Annotated in this window: 15 protein-coding genes and 1 pseudogene; 7 read left to right on the forward strand and 9 right to left on the reverse strand. The window is 61.2% G+C overall.

Annotated features, from left to right (window positions below):
- Nucleotides 1–92: 92 nt before the first annotated feature.
- On the reverse strand, nt 93–308 hold the full coding sequence (locus J7U39_RS05965) for a hypothetical protein (protein ID WP_210630913.1): 216 nt from the start codon (nt 306–308) through the stop codon (nt 93–95).
- Nucleotides 309–778: 470 nt separating this feature from the next.
- On the reverse strand, nt 779–1,615 hold the full coding sequence (locus J7U39_RS05970; protein ID WP_210630914.1) for an alpha/beta hydrolase: 837 nt from the start codon (nt 1,613–1,615) through the stop codon (nt 779–781).
- A 544-nt stretch (nt 1,616–2,159) separates the two neighbouring features.
- On the opposite strand from J7U39_RS05970, the gene J7U39_RS05975 reads away from it, so the two are divergent.
- Nucleotides 2,160–3,116 carry a trypsin-like peptidase domain-containing protein gene (locus J7U39_RS05975; RefSeq protein ID WP_210630915.1) on the forward strand — a complete coding sequence of 319 codons (957 nt, stop codon included), beginning with the start codon at nt 2,160–2,162 and terminating at the stop codon, nt 3,114–3,116.
- A 135-nt stretch (nt 3,117–3,251) separates the two neighbouring features.
- On the opposite strand, the gene dusA is transcribed toward J7U39_RS05975, so the two are convergent.
- From dusA to J7U39_RS05995, 4 genes are all read right to left on the reverse strand, one after another.
- Nucleotides 3,252–4,253: a tRNA dihydrouridine(20/20a) synthase DusA gene (gene dusA, locus J7U39_RS05980; RefSeq protein ID WP_210630916.1), complete on the reverse strand. Its 1,002-nt coding sequence runs from the start codon at nt 4,251–4,253 to the stop codon at nt 3,252–3,254.
- 184 nt (nt 4,254–4,437) lie between these two features.
- Nucleotides 4,438–4,650, reverse strand: coding sequence for a cold-shock protein (locus J7U39_RS05985; RefSeq protein ID WP_003540801.1), 213 nt, complete (start codon nt 4,648–4,650; stop codon nt 4,438–4,440).
- 667 nt (nt 4,651–5,317) lie between these two features.
- A complete protein-coding gene (locus J7U39_RS05990; protein WP_210630917.1) occupies nt 5,318–5,785 on the reverse strand; it encodes a DUF3828 domain-containing protein in 468 nt (155 codons plus the stop codon).
- A 118-nt stretch (nt 5,786–5,903) separates the two neighbouring features.
- Nucleotides 5,904–6,290, reverse strand: a complete 387-nt coding sequence (locus J7U39_RS05995; RefSeq protein ID WP_210630918.1) for a GNAT family N-acetyltransferase — start codon at nt 6,288–6,290, stop codon at nt 5,904–5,906.
- A 396-nt stretch (nt 6,291–6,686) separates the two neighbouring features.
- On the opposite strand from J7U39_RS05995, the gene J7U39_RS06005 reads away from it, so the two are divergent.
- Nucleotides 6,687–7,379, forward strand: coding sequence for a hypothetical protein (locus J7U39_RS06005; protein ID WP_210630919.1), 693 nt, complete (start codon nt 6,687–6,689; stop codon nt 7,377–7,379).
- A 307-nt stretch (nt 7,380–7,686) separates the two neighbouring features.
- Here the strand turns inward: J7U39_RS06005 and uvrB are convergent, their stop codons facing one another.
- Nucleotides 7,687–10,698: an excinuclease ABC subunit UvrB gene (uvrB, locus tag J7U39_RS06010; protein WP_210630920.1), complete on the reverse strand. Its 3,012-nt coding sequence runs from the start codon at nt 10,696–10,698 to the stop codon at nt 7,687–7,689.
- 328 nt (nt 10,699–11,026) lie between these two features.
- Between uvrB and J7U39_RS06015 the strand changes: the two genes are divergently transcribed.
- From J7U39_RS06015 to J7U39_RS06025, 4 genes are all read left to right on the forward strand, one after another.
- Nucleotides 11,027–11,260: a DUF982 domain-containing protein gene (locus J7U39_RS06015; protein WP_246717823.1), complete on the forward strand. Its 234-nt coding sequence runs from the start codon at nt 11,027–11,029 to the stop codon at nt 11,258–11,260.
- Between the two features lie 147 nt (nt 11,261–11,407).
- Nucleotides 11,408–11,797, forward strand: coding sequence for a hypothetical protein (locus J7U39_RS06020; RefSeq protein ID WP_210630921.1), 390 nt, complete (start codon nt 11,408–11,410; stop codon nt 11,795–11,797).
- Between the two features lie 76 nt (nt 11,798–11,873).
- Entirely contained in the window at nt 11,874–12,251 is a 378-nt protein-coding gene (locus J7U39_RS31705; protein WP_221153503.1) for a hypothetical protein, read from the forward strand.
- A 334-nt stretch (nt 12,252–12,585) separates the two neighbouring features.
- Nucleotides 12,586–12,927 carry a lipoprotein gene (locus J7U39_RS06025; protein ID WP_210630922.1) on the forward strand — a complete coding sequence of 114 codons (342 nt, stop codon included), beginning with the start codon at nt 12,586–12,588 and terminating at the stop codon, nt 12,925–12,927.
- 149 nt (nt 12,928–13,076) lie between these two features.
- On the opposite strand, the pseudogene J7U39_RS31710 reads toward J7U39_RS06025, so the two are convergent.
- Together J7U39_RS31710 and J7U39_RS06030 are read right to left on the reverse strand one after the other, a co-directional pair.
- Nucleotides 13,077–13,243 (reverse strand): annotated as a pseudogene (locus tag J7U39_RS31710) (DUF805 domain-containing protein); the annotation flags it as partial.
- 80 nt (nt 13,244–13,323) lie between these two features.
- Nucleotides 13,324–14,094: an adenylate/guanylate cyclase domain-containing protein gene (locus J7U39_RS06030; RefSeq protein WP_210630923.1), complete on the reverse strand. Its 771-nt coding sequence runs from the start codon at nt 14,092–14,094 to the stop codon at nt 13,324–13,326.
- Between the two features lie 261 nt (nt 14,095–14,355).
- Here J7U39_RS06030 and J7U39_RS06035 point away from each other — a divergent pair, with 261 nt between their 5' ends.
- Nucleotides 14,356–15,144: a DUF899 domain-containing protein gene (locus J7U39_RS06035; RefSeq protein ID WP_210630924.1), complete on the forward strand. Its 789-nt coding sequence runs from the start codon at nt 14,356–14,358 to the stop codon at nt 15,142–15,144.
- Nucleotides 15,145–15,258 lie beyond the last annotated feature (114 nt).

The following is a 15,258-nucleotide window of genomic DNA, read 5'->3' on the forward strand; positions in this document are numbered from 1 at the left end:
CCGATACATAGATTCAGAGTGTTAGCGCGCCCTTTGTGCGTCTGAAGCGGGGATCATGGGCAGAGGTTTCGCGAGGAAACTGACGCGCGCGGTCAGACGCGCTTCCCACCAGCAAGCAGTCGAAGCTGGTCTTCATCATGCACACCCTGCCGATAAAGCTCGATGATCAGAGCTCCGAGACGATCGGCGTCCCCGCCTGATCTGTCAATATCGAGCCCGCTACACAGGGCTTCATGCACACGCCTGCAAATATCCAGATCTGCGGAGGCGAGTGGTTCGTCACGCGTGCTGAAAAGCTTGTCTGACATCGCAATCAGCCCTTTTGGGATGCCGTGAATCGCTATTGTGCAAAAAGATAATTTCGCAGCCTTTGCTCTGCAAGATGGGCGAACGTCCGAAATCAGAACAATATGGCAGCCACGGCAGGCGCGACGCCAAGGGATCAAGTTGAAATCAATCGGCGCCTCGACCTGATGGAATAGGCGGGGAGAAGATCTCTATTTGGCCGCGGGATCCTTACCGCCCTGCTGCGACAGGCGCAACTCTTTCAGGCGTTTGGTCTTTTCCCGGCGAGCCCGCTGCTCCGCCTCGATGGTTTCCTTTGCGGCTCGCTCGGTATTTTCGAAACGATCCTGACGGTAAGCCTTTGATGAGGGTTCACGTTCTCTTGTCATGGCGGCTAAACGCAAATCGACGAAAACGGTTTCATGATAAAACCGTTTTGCCGAAATGCGGCGCGGCCGGCGGACGCCTTCCCAGCGCCCGGCGACACGTCGGATCAGCCTTTGATGAAGGCGAGGATGTCGGGATTAATGATATCGGCATGGGTCGTGCACATGCCGTGCGGGAATTTCTCGTAGACCTTCAGCGTCGCATTCTGCAGAAGTTTCGACGAAAGCAACGCGGAGTCGGCGATCGGCACGATCTGGTCGTCGTCGCCATGCATGACGAGGGTCGGAACCGTGATGATCTTCAGGTCTTCGGTGAAGTCGGTTTCCGAGAAGGCCTTGATACCGTCGTAATGCGCCTTGGCGCCGCCGATCATGCCCTGGCGCCACCAATTGTTGATGACCGGTTCCGACACTTTCGCCCCCGGCCGATTGAAGCTGTAGAACGGGCCGGCGGGAAGGTCATGATAGAATTGGGCGCGGTTAGCAGCGAGCTGTCTGCGCAGGTCGTCGAAGACTTCGATCGGCAGGCCGCCGGGATTGGCATCGGTTTTTACCATGATCGGCGGAACGGCGCCGATAATGACGAGCTTGGCGACTCGGCCCTGTGGCTGGCCGTGGCGGGCGACATAGTGGGTCGCTTCGCCGCCGCCGGTGGAATGGCCGACATGGACGGTATTCCTGAGATCGAGATGATCGACGACGGCTGCGGCATCGGCAGCGTAATGATCCATATCGTGGCCGTCGGCCACCTGGGTGGAGCGGCCGTGGCCACGCCGATCATGGGCGATGACGCGGTAACCCTTGTCGAGGAAGAAGAGCATCTGCGCGTCCCAGTCGTCGGAGCACAGCGGCCAGCCGTGATGGAACATGATCGGCTGGGCGCTCTTCGGCCCCCAATCCTTGTAGAAAATCTCGACGCCGTCCTTCGTTGTAACTGTGCTCATCTCATGGCTCCTTGTGGTTGGATCTGACTAAACAGGCTGCTGCAGGCGGGATTGGCAGCGCCACGAGCGCCGTGACGCCAATGACAGGATAAGAAAGTCGCGCTGGGGGATGGAAGCGACAATATGATGATGTTCTTATTGAATGCCTCGTTTTACTCTATTGATATGACAGAAGTTTGCATGATCAGTTGCCAGAACCCTCAGAGCCCTGTTAACCGGTGACGGCGACGCAATAGGGCGGTCCTTACCCGACTGCTTTCGCGCCACGACATTCTTTGATCACGGTAGCTCGGCAGCGCAGTATAGGCGGCCGAGCTAACGGGCAATGTCCGCAATGAGCCACGTTATTCCGGTTCGTTCAATCTATACGTTCGGGTAGGTGTGTTCCGCCCACCATTACCTTGTGCCGGATGAAGCGCGCTGACGCTCACTTGAACAGGGATCGACGCCCAACCATCTAATCCCTCACAACAACGTCATGGCGACGATCGCATCCGCGATTGCTTTGCCGGCGGCGGGAAGTCTGCCGCCTGAGGATCAACACATGGGTTACATGGATAAGGATATAGTGCCCCAGAAAGACGGGGCGCTGATCGATGCCTATTCGCAGTCGATCGCAGGAGCAGTCGACATGGTCGGCCCGGCGGTCAGCCGGATCGAGCGGGTGGGAGGCCGGCAGGGACATGGGTCGGGCTTTGCCGTATCGCCCGACGGACTGATCATTACCAACAGCCATGTCGTCGACGACGCCAAGGTGGTTCGCATCACGACGCCTGACGGATTCGTCACCGAAGGCCGGGTGCTCGGTCGGGATATCGATACCGATATCGCGCTTATTCGGGCCAATGCCAGCACCGGCGCCTGGGCGAGACTCGGCGATTCCCAGCGTCTGCGCAGGGGCCATATCGCGATCGCGATCGGCAATCCGCTGGGCTTCGAATGGACCGTCACTGCCGGTATCGTCTCGGCGCTCGGTCGGTCGATGCGGGCGGCCAGCGGCCGGCTGATGGAGGATGTCATTCAGACCGATGCCGCGCTCAATCCCGGCAATTCCGGCGGGCCGCTGGTGTCTTCCGGCGGCGAGGTTATCGGCGTCAATACCGCCGTCATCCAGGGTGCACAGAGCATCGCCTTTGCCGTCGCATCGAACACGGCCAATTTCGTGGTGTCGGAGCTTCTTCGCTATGGCCAGGTCAGGCGCGCCTTTATCGGCATAGCAGGCGACACGATCGTGCTGCCGCGACGGGTCGCACTCGCGGCGGGTATGGTTCAAACGACATCCGTCCGCGTCCGCAGGGTCGAACCGGAGGGGCCGGCGGCAAAGGGCGGGCTGCAAGAGGGCGATTACATCCTCGCCATCGACAGCAGCCCGGTCGGCGTCGTCGACGATATCGTCAGGTTGATGGATGGCAGCAGGATCGGCAGGGAGACGGAGATTTTGGTTTTCTCGGTAGCCGGCCGGATTGAGAAGAAGACATTGCTGCCAATGCCGCGGTCATGATGACTGTTGCCACGGAACGTTGCCGGCAGCCGCAGCTTACCAAATGAGCGCGCGACCGCGACTGGCTCGTTGAGAAGGCGCGCTCCAGGCGCCAGCCATGACTTGCCGGTGAAAGAGAGACACCGTTCCGTCACGTCAGGCGCTGACCGCCTCCGTCTCCATGCCGGAAAAGTCCACTGCCGCGAAAGCCGCCGCCAAGACCTCCGGTCCGGCACCGCTTTTTGCCGCGTCGGTAGAGAGGATCTGGCGGTAGCGCCGTGCCCCGGGCAGGCCGGTGAAGAGGCCGACCATGTGGCGGGCCACCTGCTGCAGCCGGCCGCCGCCGGCGATATGGCGCTCGGCATAAGCCATCATCCGGTCGCACAGCGCCTGCCAGTCGGGCTCGGCCGCCGGCGCGCCGAAGAAACGCCGGTCGACGTCGGCGAGGATCGTCGCGTTCTGGTAGGCCGCCCGGCCGAGCATGACGCCGTCGACATGGGCGAGATGCTCGGCGGCCTCGTCGAGCGTGCGGATGCCGCCGTTGATGCCGATGAACACATCGGGCCAGCGCTGTTTCATCCGGTAGACGATCTCGTAGTCGAGCGGCGGGATCTCGCGATTCTCCTTAGGACTCAGGCCCTTCAGCCAGGCCTTGCGGGCATGGATCCAGATCGCGTCGGCGCCGGCATCGAGAACGCGCGTGATGAGTTCCGGCAGCGCCTCTTCCGGCGCCTGCTCGTCGACGCCGATCCGGCATTTCACCGTCACCGGCGCGGTGGCGACCGCCTTCATCGCCGCGACGCATTCGGCCACCGTCTCCGGCGTCAGCATCAGGCAGGCGCCGAAGGTGCCCGATTGCACGCGGTCGGACGGGCAGCCGACATTGAGGTTGATCTCGTCATAGCGATAGGGTTCGGCGATTTTCACCGCCTCGGCGAGTTTGAGCGGATCCGAGCCGCCAAGCTGCAGCGCCAGCGGATGCTCGGCGGCGTCATGGCCGAGCAACCGCTCGCGCGGACCATGGATGATGGCGTCGGCCACCACCATCTCGGTATAGAGCAGCGCCTGCCGGCTGATCTGGCGGTGGAAATAACGGCAATGCCGATCCGTCCAGTCGATCATCGGGGCGACCGCAAAAATCGGCCTCTTCTCAGTCATCGACGATCCATTGTTCCTTGTAGCCGCGGCGCCTCAATGTTGGCGCCCTGCATCGCCGCTCGGGCGAGATCATCATTAAGGGCGCATATAGCACCTGGCCTTGCGATCGACAAATCCAAGCGTGGCAAACAAAAACGGCGCCCTTTTCAGAGCGCCGTTCCTGCCGCCGAAGCGATGATCTAGCTTACGAAGCCGAGATGTTAACAGCCTTCGGGCCTTTGCCCATGCGGTCCGGCTCGGTGTCGAAGGTGACCTGCTGGCCTTCGCGCAGCGACTGGATGCCAGAAGCCTGCAGCGCAGAGATGTGGACGAAAACGTCCTTTGCGCCGCCGTCCGGCGTGATGAAACCAAAACCCTTGTCCTGGTTGAAGAATTTTACGGTGCCTTTGGTGGCCATTGGGATAGTCCTTTTCCCTTAGTCTGTCTAGTATCCGCGCCCCCGAGAGGAAGCGGACGGCTTTAGCTTTCGCCCCGATCGATTGGGACGAAGGGTCAGTCGGAGAAGTCACGTACGGGGAAAGAACGTCTACGCAGGCGGGTATTCCCGCGCCCCTTCCGTAACGGAAGAGTACCACATCAGTCCAGTCACCGGCATGCAAATGCCCGAGTAGGTGGATTGGTGCCATCATTTCGGTCAAAATGCAAGCGCCATTATTGTGGCATGTCCTTTCTCGTGACAGGAAATGCCGAAGATTCAGTTACTTGACGAAAAGTTAGCAGATCCTTGCACGCCTGTGCCATATCGGGATTTCGTCCCGAAACGGGATGAGGGTCGCTTCGGTGGCCGGCTATGGATTTTGCGGAGCGGCGGTCAGAGCGGCAGGCCTCAGGTGAAGAGGATCGCAGAGCCTGCCTCCGGTGTTCTTGGCCCCGTCTTTGCTCCGGCCCTCATCCTGACGTGCGTAGCCCGCAGGGCGAAGCCTCGAAGGACGGGGGCGGCCACCGGCGCCATTGCGTTCGATTCAGCATAGGGGCTTTGTGGAATGCAGGTAAGGAGTTGCACGTCCGCCCTCGTGGTTCGAGACGGCCCTCACCATGAGGGCTCTCTTTTGACGCCTGCGGTTTTACTGCGCATCCCCCAGCAATGCGCTCAGGCTCCAGGGATTGTCGCCCTGCTGATCGGCGATGTCATCGACCTTCCAGCCGCCATGCTCGCGCACCAGGCTGTAGAAAAGCGTTACCTCCTTGCCGTTGTCGAACTGCACCTCCACCTCGGCCTTGTCGTCCAACAGGATCGGCTGCCCGATCCTGACATTGCTTGCCTCGCCATCCTGGCCTGCAATGACGGGATCGAAATCGACCGCGCCGACATCGCCCTCGGGCGTGTTGTCGAGATCGGCTTGGAGAAGTTTGTTCAGATGGTCGGAAAAGAAGATCGAATAGGGCGAGGGCGCCTCGGCGTCGCTCCTGTCGGTGTCGTAGCTGTAAAGCGCCTTGAGCAGCGCCTTCGGCGTCTTGTAGGTCTCCGCCAAGGCGGGCAGGGCCGCGAACGCCGAGATGGCGAGGGCGAGGATGACGGTTGGCAGACGCATGCAGGCTCTCCTCCGATGAGCAGAGAATCATAGCCGAAACGAGCGTTGAGGTGGAGCGGCATTTTCTGAGATGCCGCGACGTGACAGCCGGCCTTGCAGACCGAAGGAGGGCGGCATGTCAGGCCAGCTTGATGAGGCCTGCCTCTGTCGGCCTGAATTCGCAGTTGCGATAGAAGGAGGCGAGGTGCGGTTCGAAATCGACGTGCAGCCATTCGGCGCCTCGCTCGCGGGCAATCGTTGTCGCTTCTCTGACCAGCCGCGTCGCAATGCCTTGCCGGCGCATGCCCGGGTGAACGCAGGTATCAAGGATAAAGGCATGAATGCCGCCATCCCAGGCGACATTGACGAAGCCGACGAGCCTGTCATCGTGATAGGCGCCAATGTGAGCGAGGCTGCGAGGCAGGATGCGGGAGAAGTCAGGTGCTTCCGGCGTGTTCCAGGCTGCGGACCAGAGGCTGGTGAGTTCGGCGGGCGGGGGAAAAGGGTCGATGCGCAGGTCTGGCATGGCTGCTCCCGTTCGCTCATGGCTTCAGTTGCCGGGGCTGTTATCCGACAATTTCGCCCGCTTCGCAACCGATCTGCCGGACGCGAAGCGTATTCCAGCAGCGCACAACTGACGCTTTGTTGACCGGATACTGTTCCGGAACATAATAAGAACATCTGAGATCTTTCCCGACCGAGCTGATGACGATGTGGAAGATCGGCCGAGGCCCCGGCTCGCCCAGGAATGACGGGCTCGAGATCATCGAGGAAGTCGAGGACGATCCGGAGCCGACGTTGATCTAGGGCAAGTCAGGCAAAGGCCGTGGCGGTTTTGCGTCCGGAATTGCTTTGATTTCACCGGCTCGGGCGGGAGCCATTCACGAAACCATGCGGCAAGACACGAGGAGAAGGACAACGCATGCCAGACGATGCCGGAACGCTGTTACGGTCATTCCTCAACAATGCCCTTCGCAGGCAGACGCAGCGCCGGATCCGGGATTTCGGCGGCTATGAGATCGGCAAGCGCCGGCAGCCTGGTGTCATCGATGCGATCGCAGACGAGGTAGCCGAATTCCTCTGCACCTATCTCGATATCAAGGCGAACGGCCGACCGGCGACCAGGGAAGGCGTGGTCTTCGCCATCGCCCTGGCACTGGGCAATGTGCCCGATGATCTCGCCTACAGGCTGACATCCCGCGACGACGATGGGTGGAGAACCGTCTGCGAGTCCGTCGCTGTTTTCCTGGAAGGCTGCATGACGTTCGACCAGAAGCACTATGACGGCTCTCTGACGGCGCGATCGAATTATAACGGCTGGAAGGACTGGGAGGTGATCGTCAGCGGCGAGAGACCGAGGGGCAAATGGCGCCACGCCTGGAAGGAAAAGCCGGGCGACGATTTCATCGGCTTTGACGGCGAAACCTGCATGGGGCGGATCTTCAAGATCGATTTCACCGGCTCCGACGAGCGCTGGTACTGGCTGATATCAGCCGACGGCAGCCCGCGCCACGGCTGGCCGGCTGCGGGGTACGAGGCGAGCGCCAGGAGTGCGGCCTGCCGGGTAGAGCGGATTTATTTTGCCTTGGCGAAGGGGGAGGCGAGAATTGTGTAGAGGTGAGGGTGGAGGCGGTACTTGGGTAGACTAGTTGGCTCTCTCCAGGTCGGGCGAGGGCGACTACTGCTCCTCCGTCATCCCAATAGTCTTGCATCAGAGAGATATTTCCTCGAGTAATGCGATACCCGAGCGCGTTATTTGGAGCGCCGGGGGAAAGTTCCCCGTTAAAAAAATTCGTCGCGATAAGGATGAGAATTTTTCCGTATCATTCCATTGCTGTAGGCCGATGCTCATTCAGGCAAGGCTTTGTTTTGCGGGCTCGAGACCGGCTCGGTACTTTACTGCACCAAAAGAGTCGGATTCATTACCGCCCTGGCCGCCCAGTCTTCCCCTTCGTGCGCCCCTTGCGCTTCTGCTCGCCTGGCTCCTCATAGCTCCCAGCGCCGACCCGGCCGCGCACTACCGGCCTGACACTGTCGTCGCGTTCCGGCTGACCTTCCGGCAACGGTGAAAACCGCTTCGTGCCCTTGGCGACGTCGGGCTTGTCAGGCACATGGCCGGTCACCGGTTTTTCCGTGCGGCCGACGGTCATTTCGTCGAGGGTGTTGCGGCGGAAGAGGCTCTTGCCATCGCCGGCGGGGGTGGCGACGTGGCGGCCCATTTCGTCGAGGTCGGGCTTGCGGAACAGCGGGGTGGCCGTGTCGGTGCCGGGGCCCATGTCGTCGAGCGTGGGTTTGGAGAAGTAGGAGGGTGTGGCCCCCTCATCCGTCCTGCCGGGCACCTTCTCCCCGGTGGGGAGAAGGGACTCGCGGTTGGCTTTTCCGTTCCTTTTGCCGCCTTCCTGGTTGCGGGCTTCTTCCCTCGCCATCGGGTCGTCCATCGCGGCGAGTTCCACGGCCTTGAGGCGTTTGATTTCGTCGCGGAGGCGGGCGGCTTTTTCGAAGTCGAGGTCGGCGGCGGCGTCGCGCATGCTCTTTTCGAGCGCGTTGAGATGGGCCTGGAGGTTGTTGCCGACGAGGTTGCCGCCGTCGGCGAAGCCCTTGCCCGAGACGCCCGAGATGTCGGCGCGGACATGGTCGCGTTCGTAGACGCTGTCGAGGATGTCGGAGATCTTCGCCTTGACCGATTCCGGCGTGATGCCGTTTTCGAGGTTATAGGCCATCTGCTTTTCGCGGCGGCGGGCGGTTTCATCCATGGCGCGCTGCATGGAGCCGGTGACGTTGTCGGCATAGAGGATGACCTTGCCGTCGACGTTACGCGCCGCACGACCAATGGTCTGAATCAGCGAGGTCTCGGAGCGCAGGAAGCCTTCCTTGTCGGCGTCGAGGATGGCGACGAAGCCGCATTCGGGGATGTCGAGGCCTTCGCGCAAAAGGTTGATGCCGACCAGCACGTCGAAAGCGCCGAGGCGGAGATCGCGGATGATCTCGATACGCTCCAGCGTGTCGATGTCGGAGTGCATGTAGCGCACGCGCACGCCCTGCTCGTGCAGATATTCGGTCAGGTCCTCGGCCATGCGCTTGGTCAGCACGGTGCAGAGCGTGCGGTAGCCCTTGGCCGCGGTCTCGCGAATTTCGCCGAGCACGTCGTCGACCTGGGTGCGCGCCGAGCGGACCTCGACCGGCGGATCGATCAGGCCTGTGGGGCGGATGACCTGTTCGGCGAAGACGCCGCCGGACTGTTCCATCTCCCAGGCGCCGGGGGTGGCCGAAACGGCGATCGTGTCGGGGCGCATGGCGTCCCATTCCTCGAAGCGCAGCGGCCGGTTGTCCATGCAGGAAGGCAGGCGGAAGCCGTATTCGGCCAGCGTCGCCTTGCGGCGGAAGTCGCCGCGATACATGCCGCCGATCTGCGGCACGGTGACATGGCTTTCGTCGATGAAGACGATGGCATTGTCGGGGATGTATTCGAACAGCGTCGGCGGTGGATCGCCGGGATCGCGACCGGTGAGGTAGCGCGAATAGTTCTCGATGCCCTGGCAGGAGCCGGTGGCTTCCAGCATCTCGATATCGTAGCGGGTGCGCTGCTCCAGGCGCTGGGCCTCCAGCAGGCGGCCGGCCTTTTCAAGCTCGGCGAGGCGCAGCCGCAGTTCCTCCTTTATCGCCTTGATGGCGCCGTTCAGCGTCGGGCGCGGCGTGACATAGTGCGAATTGGCGTAGATCTTCACCGATTTCAGGTCGCCGGTCTTCTGGCCGGTCAGCGGGTCGAACTCGGTGATGGCGTCGATCTCGTCGCCGAACATGCTTATGCGCCAGGCCGCGTCTTCCAAGTGGGCGGGGAAGATCTCAATGGTGTCACCGCGCACGCGAAAACTGCCGCGGGTGAAATCCATGTCGCGACGCTTGTATTGCTGGGCGACGAGATCGGCCAGCAGCTGGCGCTGGTCCAGCCGATCGCCGACATTCATCTGGAAGGTCATCGCGGTATAGGTCTCGACCGAACCAATACCATAAATGCAGGAGACCGAGGCGACAATGATGCAGTCGTCGCGTTCGAGCAGCGAGCGCGTCGCCGAGTGGCGCATGCGATCGATCTGCTCGTTGATCGAGCTTTCCTTCTCGATATAGGTGTCGGAGCGCGGCACATAGGCTTCCGGCTGGTAATAATCGTAGTAGGAAACGAAATATTCCACCGCATTGTCGGGGAAGAAGTTCTTGAACTCGGAATAGAGCTGGGCGGCCAGCGTCTTGTTCGGCGCCAGGATGACAGCCGGGCGCTGTGTCTCCTCGATCACCTTGGCCATGGTGAAGGTCTTGCCCGAGCCGGTGACGCCGAGCAGCACCTGGCTACGCTCGCCGCTCTGCAGGCCTTCGACGAGATCGCGGATTGCCGTCGGCTGGTCGCCGGCCGGCTTGTATTCGGAGTCCATGCGGATGGTGATGCCGCCCTCGGATTTGTCCGGGCGGGCAGGGCGGTGCGGCGTCCAGATCTTGCCGTTCTTGTGCAGCGGATTGCCGCTCTCGATCAGCTTAGACAGCGCCTCGACAGTGGCGGTGACGCCGCCAGGCGAGATGCTGCCGGCATCCTCGAGCGAAATGTCGAGACCCGCCACCGGGTTCAGGCCGGCGGCAGCGCGGGTCTTCGGATCGGAGGAACCACCGATCGAGACGCCGCGCGCAGTCTTGCTCACCGTCGCGTTCTTGTTGACGCTGACGGCTTCCGAATGCTTGCGCGCCTCATTCTCCACCTTCTTGCGGTGCTTGCCGGCTTTCGAGGCGATTTCGCGCTGGCTTTCGACGCCGGACGCTTCGGCGTCCGCCTCCAGCTGTTTCACCCAATCGGCGACGGAGCCGGAGAGAGGGGCTCCCTCGAAGGACGACTGCGGGGCTTCCTCGAAGCCATTCGGGGCGGGGGATTTCTTCGGAGATTTGGCCATGGCGCGAATATGGAGAGAGTCAGCGCGAAAGGGAAGAGGCAAAGAGTACAAAAGGGAAACGAATGAATCGTTCGGATTGGCTCAACAATCCCCCGGCTTGTGGCTGACCGCGGGAGCACCCGCCTCGTCCTTCGAGGCCCCGGAGGGGCGCCGTAGGATGGGCTCTCTTGGGCGGGGCACCGTTGCCATCCTCTCGCCCGCACTGGAACCGGTATCGGCCCTCGGCAGTTAGTTCCCTGTCAATTCAGCTGCAGGTGCGACTGCCATTAGCGACCATTCCGCCTTCTGGAAAAAACCGATCTCGATCGAACTTGATACCGGCGAACGGCTGGTTCTCCGCTCACCGCAGGATGCGCTTTACGCACTCGTCTCCGACTGGCCCGTCAATGGCGGCGTCCATCAGCAGAGGGCGATCGATTTCTGCCGCGCCTGGCTTGCGGGCCGCATGCCGGCGGAAACGGTGCGGCAGGCTTTTATCCTTGCGGCGCTGGAGGCTGGCGTGGCGATCAATGATGACGATGGGAATGGGACCACGAGTTCCGTTTCAAACCCACCTGTATAAATAGAGCGACGCAATCAAATTTACACGGAGCGCGATCAATGCGCAGCGTCAAATACTGTTTTTTTGTGTATTGCAAATATTATTCCCGCGATGTTTGTAGGAATACGCAGGGTTTATCACGATCCGATTCTTTGGAGATTCACCTGAATGAGAATAAAAGTCCTTGCTTGCGCTGCCCTGCTGATGTTGGCCGGCTGCAACGCCCCCGTATCGCAATCCGTTGCGGATTCCCAACGTGCTCCCTCCAGTGACGTCCGGCAGAACTTCATCAATATTGTATTCAAGAGGAGTTATAGACACGAAGCGGGCGAAGTGGTTTGGGCGCGGATTTCCAGTGTGGTGCTGCTTGAGCCCGAGAAAAAGATCTATGCCTACTGTGTGCGGGTCGTGCCCAAGCGCAGCTGGGGCGACTGGGCCTACCTCGGCGTCTCCTTCACGGATGGCCAAATCCTCGGCGCAACCGCGAATGACTATCGTTGCAAGGATAAGCGGCTTCACTACTACCCGTTTCCTGAGCTGACCGGCATGAAGACCTGACAGAGGGCAAAGGGCTTCGGACGGGTCATTGCCGTCTGCAGCCATGACCCCATCAACTTTGATACAGAGAATTCAAATGAAAATGAGAATACTTGCGAGCGCGGCTCTGCTGGCGCTGACCGGCTGCCAAACCGCTCTGCCTCAATCCGTTGCGGACTCGCAGCGTCCACCCTCCAGTGCCGTTCGACACGAGAATGTTGACGCTCTCCGCGGCGTCATAGAACCGGGAAACTTTCTGCGGGCTGAGATTTCCAGCGTCGTTCCGCTAAAACCTCAAGAGCAGACCTACGCCTACTGTACGCGGACCACGGAGCGTAGCAATCCAGACTGGTCTTACATCGGGTTTACTTTAAAACATAACATGATCGTGGGCGTGAAAAAAAACGAACTTCGTTGCCACGATAGGCGGCTGCGGTACTATGATTTTCCGGAACTGCGGAAAATGAAGTACTGAGGAGGAGCCGGGGCATCTGCCAGCCTCGCCGGTCCCTTCCGGAATCCTCGGAACCAGAGATCCCTTACGCCAGCGCCCATCGAGGAAGGTCGTCGAACGTGTCGAACCCATCGAATGGTCGAGGGGCGGGTAGGAGATGAGCTCCAGGCGCGAGCCGCACGCTAACGGCCGTGCGGCGGCGGCCGTCCCTTTTCAACGCACAGGGCGCGCGGCAGCCCATCGTGCGGCAACTGAATGCATGCCTGACAAATAAAAGTTCTGTGGTTGAAGGGGGTGTCCCCTCCCGCGATGCGCGCAGCAATGTTACAGCTGATGCGGGAATTGGGGATTCTTCATGAGAAAAATTTTCATTGCATTCGCGGCTGCCGCGGCGCTGGCCGGCTGCGCCAAGCGTCCTGACGCCATCGTTCAGGTCGATATTCCGATGGCGGCCTATACGAACCTCAGTTGCGGGGCGCTCGCCGCGGAATTGAGGAAAGAGAAGGCGAAGCTCGACGACCTGTCGAAGCAGCAGATCAGCGCGGCGAATGGCGATGCTTTCGGTGTCTTCCTCGTCGGCGTTCCGATCGGCAGTGTCGCTGGCGGAGACAAGGAAGGCGAAATTGCAGCATCCAAAGGCAAGGTCTCGGCTATACAGTCCGCCGGCATGAGCAAGGGCTGCAAGCTGCCCGGCTGATAGTGGTTCGTCAGGACCACTAAGAAGGCAGGCACCGGTTTACGGTCGGTGATACTTGGAAGCGGACTGCGCATCCCGCAATGCGCTCAGCGGATAGGCCGTGCCACGAAGGCAACACCTAACCCGCGAGGGCCATCCTCACACCTTGCTCAAGCGAAGACGGCCTCCCTGGAAGCATCTGCTGTCGACGCCCTGCAGTACCATACGAGCGCGACAGCCGATCCAATGGGAACTAATAGTCCAAGAAGCTGCCACCACCCGCTTCGGTTGATGTGTCGTGAAGGCGTCGGGCGGCCATGGCGATCGACGGAAGAAACTTGACCGGCGACGAGATCCGGCTGCAGCTCCCATGTTGGCGGCGGGATGATGCTTTGAGAAGACCGCAATCGCCGTCGCTCAACGCTTGACCAGAACGCGTGCCTGCACGGGCTGCTCGATGCCCTTCAGCGCCAGCATGCGCGTTTCGGCGTCTGCCGCGAATTCGGGAGCCTTCGCGGCCGTTTCGGCCGAGATCAGGATCTCGCCGGCTGCCGCTTGGGATTCGAGCCTTGCGGCCTGGTTGACAACGCCGCCGATCGCAGTGAAATCGCTGCGGAAGCTCGAGAATTCGCCGATCTGGACCTCGCCGGAATGGATGCCGACGCCGACGCCCAAGGTGCGGCCGGACAGGGCGTTGAGTGCCAGCCCGCTCAACGCCGCGGCGCAGTTGCGCTGGATCTCCTGGGCGGCGCTGATCGCGGCGCTGGCGTGATCCTTGCGGATAATCGGGAAATTGAAGATCGCCATCAGGCCGTCGCCCATTTGCTTGTTGACGATGCCGTCATGCGCCCAGATCGCCTGGGCGCAGCGATCCTGGAACAGGCTGACGATTTCGCTCAAGCGCACTGCCTCTATACGCTCGGAAAGATCGGTAAAGCCCCTGATATCGGCAAACAGGATGGTGGCGTCGACGGTGATCTGGCGCTGCTTCTTCACATATTGGAAGGAGCGCTCGCAAATCGTGCAGATATCGGGATTCATCTTGCTGCGGGTAATGCCGAAGGCGCGAAAGGGAAGCGCGAGCGGGCCGCCGATCGGGATCGGCATATGCATCTGATCCCAGCAGCCCCGGCAGAGCCTGGCGCTGCCATGCCGTGCCTGCTCCGTGAAGGTGGTTTCTGTCGTCATGTCACGTGATCCAATGGCCTTGGTGAAGCTTCCGTCAACATGTGGGTTTTGGCAACTGTTGTGTTGGTTGAGGAGGTATCGTCGGCCGCGGGCGGAGCCATTGCGTTGGCCTACGGACCAACTGCGTTGGCCGTGGGATAACAGACACAGTTGTTACTCCCACTGTTCGATGCCCGATGCGAAACTATCTGCGACCAATCGCGATGCACCGGCTCTCGGACAGGAGGCGCGGGAACTCGCCCCAAAGAGGAGATTGAAGCGATGACTGCAACAGTTCAGAATGGAAAGGGCGGACAGGCCATGCGGAGGCCGCCCGTCGTGTCGCAGGAGGACTGGGAGGCGGCTCACAGGCTGCTTCTCGTGAAGGAAAAGGCGCATACGCGTGCCCGTGACGCGCTTGCCGCCGAGCGGCGGCGCATGCCGTGGATGGCCGTCGAAAAGCAATATGCTTTCGAAGGACCGCGGGGCAGGATCAGCCTGCTTGACCTGTTCGAGGGCCGGCACCAGCTCATCGTCTACCGCGCCTTTTACGAGCCCGGCGTCTTCGGCTGGCCCGAGCATGCCTGCCGCGGCTGCTCGATGGTGGCCGATCAGGTCGCCCATGTCGCTCATCTCAACGCCCGCGACACGACGCTGGTCTTCGCCTCGCGCGCGCCGCAGGCCGACATAGAGCGCCTGAAGGAACGGATGGGCTGGACGGTGCCGTGGGTGACGATCACCGACGACTTCGACAAGGATTTCGGCGTCGACGAGTGGCACGGCACCAATGTCTTCTACCGTGACGGCGAGCGCATCTTCCGCACCTATTTCGTCAACAATCGCGGCGACGAGCAGATGGGCGGCACCTGGAATTATCTCGACATCACGCCGCTCGGGCGCCAGGAAGTCTGGGAGGATTCGCCTGCGGGCTATCCACAGACCCCGACCTACAAATGGTGGAACTGGCACGACAGTTACGTTGCCGACGCCGAGCCAGACAAGAAATGGGTTGAAGTGTCAGATGCCGGCGAGGCGGCGTTCAGGGAGGAAGCAGCAAAGGCGAAATCATAGGCCGGAGCCTCGAAGGGCAAGGGCGGGTGGATGACACCGATGGAGGTCGTCCCAGGCCAATTGGAAAACCCCAGTTGCCTTGCCGGGCACCGACCATGCATAGTGGGAGGTGAC

Source organism: Rhizobium sp. NLR16a, from assembly GCF_017948245.1.
In the GTDB taxonomy this organism is placed as follows: domain Bacteria; phylum Pseudomonadota; class Alphaproteobacteria; order Rhizobiales; family Rhizobiaceae; genus Rhizobium.

What these genes read in the sequence shown, in the direction of transcription:
- J7U39_RS05965 (WP_210630913.1), bottom strand. Translation starts at nt 308, where the DNA reads ATGTCAGACAAGCTTTTCAGCACGCGTGACGAACCACTCGCCTCCGCA.
- J7U39_RS05970 (WP_210630914.1), bottom strand. Translation starts at nt 1,615, where the DNA reads ATGAGCACAGTTACAACGAAGGACGGCGTCGAGATTTTCTACAAGGAT.
- J7U39_RS05975 (WP_210630915.1), top strand. Translation starts at nt 2,160, where the DNA reads ATGGGTTACATGGATAAGGATATAGTGCCCCAGAAAGACGGGGCGCTG.
- dusA (WP_210630916.1), bottom strand. Translation starts at nt 4,253, where the DNA reads ATGACTGAGAAGAGGCCGATTTTTGCGGTCGCCCCGATGATCGACTGG.
- J7U39_RS05985 (WP_003540801.1), bottom strand. Translation starts at nt 4,650, where the DNA reads ATGGCCACCAAAGGCACCGTAAAATTCTTCAACCAGGACAAGGGTTTT.
- J7U39_RS05990 (WP_210630917.1), bottom strand. Translation starts at nt 5,785, where the DNA reads ATGCGTCTGCCAACCGTCATCCTCGCCCTCGCCATCTCGGCGTTCGCG.
- J7U39_RS05995 (WP_210630918.1), bottom strand. Translation starts at nt 6,290, where the DNA reads ATGCCAGACCTGCGCATCGACCCTTTTCCCCCGCCCGCCGAACTCACC.
- J7U39_RS06005 (WP_210630919.1), top strand. Translation starts at nt 6,687, where the DNA reads ATGCCAGACGATGCCGGAACGCTGTTACGGTCATTCCTCAACAATGCC.
- uvrB (WP_210630920.1), bottom strand. Translation starts at nt 10,698, where the DNA reads ATGGCCAAATCTCCGAAGAAATCCCCCGCCCCGAATGGCTTCGAGGAA.
- J7U39_RS06020 (WP_210630921.1), top strand. Translation starts at nt 11,408, where the DNA reads ATGAGAATAAAAGTCCTTGCTTGCGCTGCCCTGCTGATGTTGGCCGGC.
- J7U39_RS31705 (WP_221153503.1), top strand. Translation starts at nt 11,874, where the DNA reads ATGAAAATGAGAATACTTGCGAGCGCGGCTCTGCTGGCGCTGACCGGC.
- J7U39_RS06025 (WP_210630922.1), top strand. Translation starts at nt 12,586, where the DNA reads ATGAGAAAAATTTTCATTGCATTCGCGGCTGCCGCGGCGCTGGCCGGC.
- J7U39_RS06030 (WP_210630923.1), bottom strand. Translation starts at nt 14,094, where the DNA reads ATGACGACAGAAACCACCTTCACGGAGCAGGCACGGCATGGCAGCGCC.
- J7U39_RS06035 (WP_210630924.1), top strand. Translation starts at nt 14,356, where the DNA reads ATGACTGCAACAGTTCAGAATGGAAAGGGCGGACAGGCCATGCGGAGG.